The following is a 4653-nucleotide window of genomic DNA, read 5'->3' as shown; positions in this document are numbered from 1 at the left end:
GGTCACTTTCGGGAGCATCTCTTGTATGACGTGATTGTGGTTGGCGCGCGGGTTGCCGGAGCACCGGCCGCGATGTTGCTCGCGCGCGCCGGGTACCGGGTGCTCATGCTCGAGCGTGCCAGGTTCCCCAAGGACACCCTGTCCACCCTGTACATCCACCAGCCCGGTGTGGCCCAGCTGAACCGCTGGGGCGTGCTGCCCGACGTCGTGAGCACCGGCGCCCCGGCCCTCGACAAGGTCCGCTACACCATCGACGACTTCCGGCTCGAAGGCTGCTCGTGGCCGGCCGACGGCATCTCGGCCGCCTATGCGCCCAGGCGTCACCTGCTCGACTCGATCCTGGTGAACGCCGCGGTGGACGCGGGAGTCGAGTTCCGCGACAACTGCTCCGTGAACGACCTCGTCTTCGAGGACGACCGCGTCGTGGGTGTGCGGACCGGTTCCGTCAGGGGCGGCGGCGGAGACGTCGAACGCGCCAGGCTGGTCATCGGCGCCGACGGAATGCGCTCGACGGTGGCGGCCAAGCTCCAGGCACCGCTCGTGGTCGAGGACCCGGCGTTCACCTGCGCCTACTACTCCTACTGGTCCGACCTCCCGGCGGAGTTCAGGCTCTTCGAGGCGCCGGGGAACTGGGTCGGCACCGTACCGACCAACGACGGCGCGACGCTGGTGGCCGGCTACTTCCCCCAGTCGGAGTTCGGGAACATCCGCGGCGACGCCCTGAACGCCCTGCTCGACTGCGTGGCAAGGACGGCGCCGGAGGTACGTGAACAGATGGCGGGCGGCCGCCAGCTGGAGCGCGTGCACGGCACCGGCGACCAGCGCAACTTCTTCCGGCAGGCGGCCGGTCCCGGCTGGGCGCTCATCGGGGACGCCGGGCACCACAAGGACTCGATCACCGCGCGCGGAATCACCGACGGCTTCTTCCAGTCCCAGCTTCTCGTGGACTGCATCGGCGACGGTCTCCAGGACCCGGAGCGGCTGCAGAGCGCACTCGAGCGTTTCGCCGTCCAGCGCACCGAGGCTCTCATGCCCTATTACCGCAGCACGCTGAAGACGGCCCGGCTGGCCGCGCCCGCGCACCAGGTGGACATGCTGCGGGCGATCTCGACGAGCCCCGAAATCAGTGACCGGTATTTCTCGACGATGTCGGGCGTCTGCCCGGTCGACGAATTCCTTACCCCCGAGCTGCTCGAACTCATGGCAGAGCGGGTGGCCGCGTAGGCGGGTAATGCGCCACCCCTTGAGTTCCGTTGTCTTCCGGGACCCCGACACATCGACCAGTGCAAGAGAAGCTTCTGACGGCGGCCGTATTTCTGTGGACGCGAAGGGAATGACGAGATGACCGACGTGACGATCGGCCCTGGTGCCCTGCTGGGTGAGGAGCCGGCGGTGCTGCGGGAACGCGGGCCGGCCGGCATCGCGGCCACGGCCGGAGACGACTGGCTTCCGCTCTCGCTGGGCCAGGAACAGCTGTACCGCCTTCCATCGGACGGAGTGGAGCACCACTCGGTCATCGCGTTCCGCCTGCACGGCGAGCTGCGGGTGACGGCGCTGACCGAGGCCATCAGGCAACTGGTGGCCAGGCACGAGCCGCTGCGGACCACGTACGCCGTGGTGGACGGCCGGCCTTCCCAGAAGGTGTGGTCCGCCGCCCCCGTCGAGCCGGAGCTCGCCGACCTTGAGCCACTGCCCGAGGCGGCACGCGAGCCCCAGCTGGACGCCCGGATACGGGAGGTGGTCACCGCACCCTTCGACCTCGCCCGTGGACCGGTGCTGCGTGTGCTCCTTGCCCGGCTGACCGCCACCGAGCACGTGCTGGTGCTGTGCCTGCACCAGATCGCCGCGGACCGCTGGTCGAAGGACGTCATCACCGCGGAGCTGGGCGAGCTGTACGCGGCCGCCGTGGCGGGCAGGCCCTCGCGGCTGCCCGAGCTCCGGGCGAGGTACGCGGACCATGCGGCCTGGCAGCGGAAGCGATTCACCGACGCCAAGCTCAATTCGCGCCTGAAGTGCTGGCGCGAGCGGCTCGCCGACCTGCCCGTCCTGCGCCTGCCCACTGACAGGCCACGGCCAGGCGTGCGCACTGCGACCGGCGCGCTGCACGAGTTCCGCGTGCCGGCAGACGTCGTCCGCGGCCTCGCCGACCTGGCCCAGGAGGGCGGCAGCACGCTGTTCTCCGGACTGTTCACGGCCTGCCAGGTGCTCTTCTCCCGCTACAGCCAGCAGCAGGACCTGGCGCTCGGCACGATGGCGACCGGCCGCCCCCGCCAGGAGCTCGACGGCCTGGTCGGCCACTTCGCCAACCCCCTCGTCCTGCGCGGGACCGTGCTGCCGCAAACCCCGTTCACGCAGCTTCTCGCCAAGAACACCCTCACCGTTCTGGACGCCTTCTCGCACCAGGACGTGCCCTACGAGCGCCTCGTGGACGAGCTGGGGGACCGGGGGGACGGCGGCCGTCAGCCCCTGGTGCAGGCGATGGTACTGCTGCGCGACGCCTTCGGTGAGACGGCCGAGCTGCCCGGGCTCAGCCTGCGGGAGTTCCACCCGTCCGGTGTGCCCTCGGCCTACGACGTCACCGTCGAGTTCACCGAGACCAGCGCCGGTGACATCGCCGGTGTCCTGGAGTACGACACCGCACTGTTCGACGCGACCACCATGCAGCGCCTGGCCCGCCACCTGGTGGTGCTGCTGACCGCCGCGGTGGCCGACCCCTCGCGGCCGGTCGGCGATCTCCCCCTCCTCGACGAGGAGGAGCGCCGCATCGTCACCGCCGACTGGGCGGTCAACCGGGCCGAGTTCCCCGCCGACCGGGGTGTGCACGAGCTGGTCGGCGAGCAGGCGCGCGCCCGGCCCCACGCGGTCGCGGTGGTGGACGGTTCGACCACGGTGACCTACGCGGAGCTGGACACCCGGGCGAACCGCCTTGCCAACCTTCTGGCGTCGGCCGGTGTCCGGCCGGGATCCTTCGTCGCGGTGTGCCTGCCGCGCGGACCTGAGCTGTTCGCCGCGCTGCTCGGCGTCCTGCGGGCGGGCTGCGCCTACCTGCCGCTGGACCCCGAATACCCCTCCGACCGGCTGAGCTTCATGCTCGCCGACGCCGAGGCCGCGGTGTGCCTGACCGAGCGGCGGCTGACCGGCAGGCTGCCGGCCACCGACGTGCGGATGATCTGCCTGGACGAACAGCAGGAGGCGCTGGCCGCGCACTCGGCCGAGCCGCCGCGCATCCCGGTCTCGGCGCGCGACGCCGCGTACGTCATCTACACCTCGGGCTCGACGGGCAAGCCCAAGGGGACCGTGATCGAGCACCGGTCGATCACCCGGCTGGTGTGCAACGCCGACTACGTAGCGCTGCGCGAGGACGACATCGTCGGCCAGGGCGCGGATGCCACCTTCGACGCGGCGACCTTCGAGATCTGGGCGCCGCTGGTCGCAGGAGCCGGCCTTGTCGTGATCGACAAGCACACGCTCCTCGATCCGGCCGCGCTGATCGGTGCGCTGACCCGGCACCGGATCACCACGCTGTTCCTGACCACCGCCGTCTTCAACCAGGTCGTCGCCGCGGACCCCTCCGCCTTCCGCACGCTGAGGCATCTGCTCTTCGGCGGCGAGGCGGTCAACTCCTCCCGGGTGGCCCAGGTCCTCGCGGCCGAGCCCCCGCAGCGGCTGCTGCACGTCTACGGGCCCACCGAGACCACCACGTACGCCACGTGGCATCTGGTGCGCGAGGCCGACGAGAACGCGGCCGTGCCCATCGGCGGCCCGCTCGCGAACACCACGGTCTACGTACTGGACGAGCAGCTGGCCCCGGTGCCCATCGGCGTGGTCGGCGAGCTGTACATCGCCGGCCCCGGGGTGGCCCGCGGCTATCTCAACCGCCCGGAGCTGACCGCGGAACGCTTCCTGGACAACCCGCTCGGCGAGGCACCGGACGACCGGCTGTACCGGACCGGGGACCTGGTGCGCTGGACGCCGGACGGAGCCATCGAGTACGTGGGCCGGGTGGACCACCAGGTCAAGGTCCGCGGCTACCGGATCGAGCCCAGCGAGATCGAGCTGGTCCTCGCACAGCACCCCGGCATCGAGGCCGCGTTCGTCATGGCCGTGGAGGACGACGGGCAGAACAAGCGCCTGGTCGGCTACGTCCGGCCCGCCGCCGGGCAGCAGCCGGAGGCGGCCGAACTGCGCGACTTCGTCGCCGCCCGGCTACCGGAGTTCATGGTGCCGTCCGCCTTCGTGCCGCTCGCCGAGTTCCCGCTGACCCCGAACGGCAAGATCGACCGCAGGGCGCTGCCGGCACCGCAGCACACGGCGGACACCGACAGCGGCCTCGAGCCGCGCACCGACACCGAGCGTGCGCTCGCCGGGATCTGGGCCGACGTACTCGGCCTCCCGCAGGTCGGTATCACCGACAACTTCTACGAACTCGGCGGCGACTCGATCCTGGGCATCATGGTGGTCGCCAAGGCGAAGAAGGCCGGACTGCCGATCTCCGCGAAGGATGTGTTCAGGCGGCAGACGATCGCCGAACTGGCTGCCGTGGTGGCCGACCAGGCGTAGGCGGCTGCGGCTGCACGACACGGTGAAAGCACTTCGGCCCGCCGAGCTCTGCTCGGCGGGCCGTTGCGTGCGCTCGTGACGACTTACCTGCCA

Annotated in this window: 2 protein-coding genes; both read left to right on the top strand. The window is 70.9% G+C overall.

Going from position 1 to position 4653, the window contains the following annotated elements; genetic code table 11:
- Positions 1–21 precede the first annotated feature (21 nt).
- Entirely contained in the window at positions 22–1224 is a 1203-nt protein-coding gene (locus SLUN_RS38510) for an NAD(P)/FAD-dependent oxidoreductase (protein ID WP_108155206.1), read from the top strand.
- A gap of 117 nt (positions 1225–1341) precedes the next feature.
- Positions 1342–4560 carry a non-ribosomal peptide synthetase gene (locus tag SLUN_RS38505; RefSeq protein WP_108155205.1) on the top strand — a complete coding sequence of 1073 codons (3219 nt, stop codon included), beginning with the start codon at positions 1342–1344 and terminating at the stop codon, positions 4558–4560.
- Positions 4561–4653: the final 93 nt, after the last annotated feature.

This window comes from Streptomyces lunaelactis, assembly GCF_003054555.1.
GTDB lineage: Bacteria > Actinomycetota > Actinomycetes > Streptomycetales > Streptomycetaceae > Streptomyces > Streptomyces lunaelactis.
Note: the sequence above shows the minus strand (reverse complement) of the source record. Positions and strands in the feature narration are given on the sequence as shown.